We start from the raw sequence: 1,260 nt of genomic DNA on the forward strand, positions 1-1,260 counted from the left end.
GATCGTGTGGTGGCGGCCGGGCGCCCGGGCGCCCCCCCGCCCCCCGCGGGGGGGGCCCCCCGGGCGCGCTGGTGCCCCCACCCCTCGACGTAGAGAACGCGTGAGTGCGTACGTGGTGGCCGATCGCGCCGTGCTCAGACGGCGAGCTTGACCATGTCCGCCTGCGGACCCTTCTGGCCCTGCGAGATCTCGAACTCGACCCGCTGACCCTCTTCAAGGGTGCGGTAACCGTCCATCTGGATCGCGCTGTAGTGGACGAATACATCCGCACCACCGTCGACCGCGATGAAGCCGTAGCCCTTCTCCGCGTTGAACCACTTGACGGTGCCCTGAGCCATGCCTAACTCCCCTATTACTGGCCCTTGCGCGGGACCGCACTTCGCGGACCCGGGTCAGACCCTGCGCCGGAACGCGTCGACCGCGGCTGAATGTATCTGTCCAACTGCCCTCTGCAACAGGTCAATCGGACGAGAAATCTGGGCACGACGGAAAGGAGAATTAAGGAGAATTTACTGAATTCCGGGGCAAGTCGGGCCCGTCAAAGTGCGCAGAAGGTACACAACACTCGAACACTTTGGCTGCTTCTTGTCGGGCGCGGACGCATTCTCATATGCGTCTGGCACAAGCAGCGAAGGGAAGTCGGGGGGACTTCCCCAACTCTACCCCGCTCAACCATGCAGAATTGCCCCCTCCGCTTCTCCAGCGGAAGGGGCAATTCAGGTGACCGCGGGTAACTCCGGGGCCCGTGGGACGAGCCCCGGCGCTCGGGAGCGCGCGGGCTGTAGCCGCGCAGGCTCAGCCGCGCGAGCTCCGCTGTCGCGCGGGCTCAGCAGCCGCCGGCGACGGCCGGGATGATCGAGACGCCGGCGCCGTCCGGCGTCGCCGTCTCCAGGCCCTGCTCGAAACGGACGTCGTCGTCGTTGACGTACACGTTCACGAAGCGGCGCAGCTTGCCCTGGTCGTCCAGGACGCGGGCGGCGATGCCCGTGTGGTTCTTCTCGAGGTCGGCGATGACCTCCGAGAGCGTCGCGCCCTCGGCGGCGACCTCGGCCTGGCCGCCGGTGTAGGTGCGGAGGATGGTGGGGATGCGGACCTTGACGCTCATGGGTGGTTCACCTTCGGGGCTTCGGGGCGGGGCTGGGGTCCCCCGGACGGAGTCCGGGAGAGGGTGGGGCCGGCCGGGGGGGGGGGGGGCCCCCCCCCCCCCCCGGGGGGGGGGGGGCGCCCCCCCCCCCCGCGGGGCCGCGAAGCGCCCCGGCC

General features: G+C 69.8%; 2 protein-coding genes. Both read right to left on the minus strand.

Going from position 1 to position 1,260, the window contains the following annotated elements; all coding sequences use genetic code 11:
• Window positions 1-134: 134 nt before the first annotated feature.
• Complete coding sequence (locus ACFVZW_RS04210; protein ID WP_005315736.1) at window positions 135-338, minus strand: cold-shock protein; 204 nt, start codon at window positions 336-338, stop codon at window positions 135-137.
• Window positions 339-826: 488 nt separating this feature from the next.
• Window positions 827-1,105, minus strand: a complete 279-nt coding sequence (locus ACFVZW_RS04215) for a MoaD/ThiS family protein (protein WP_215066190.1) — start codon at window positions 1,103-1,105, stop codon at window positions 827-829.
• Window positions 1,106-1,260 lie beyond the last annotated feature (155 nt).

The organism is Streptomyces sp. NPDC059567 (genome assembly GCF_042735655.1).
GTDB lineage: Bacteria > Actinomycetota > Actinomycetes > Streptomycetales > Streptomycetaceae > Streptomyces.